The following is a 245-nucleotide window of genomic DNA, read 5'->3' on the forward strand; positions in this document are numbered from 1 at the left end:
ATGTTCTGCCGGAAGTTTCTTTGCGTTCCGGCAGACGTGCCGACCTGATTGGCCTGACACGCAAAGGTGAAATCTGGATTATTGAAATCAAATCATCGGTCGAGGATTGGAAAGCAGATCAAAAGTGGCCGGATTACCGCAATTATTGCGACCGGTTGTTCTTTGCTACCCATGCGCAGGTGCCGCGTGGCATCTTCCCCGAAGACTGCGGCTTCATTCTCTCTGACGGATATGGCGGGGAAATT

The 245-nt window shown here is 51.4% G+C and carries 1 protein-coding gene; it reads left to right on the forward strand.

Annotation, left to right across the window (positions count from 1 at the left end; all coding sequences use genetic code 11):
* Positions 1-245 (forward strand): MmcB family DNA repair protein (locus HBA93_RS22800; protein WP_221724750.1); only part of this gene is annotated, 245 nt, incomplete at both ends.

Origin of the sequence: Ochrobactrum sp. SFR4 (assembly GCF_019730395.1) — a bacterium.
Taxonomy (GTDB): Bacteria; Pseudomonadota; Alphaproteobacteria; order Rhizobiales; family Rhizobiaceae; genus Pseudochrobactrum.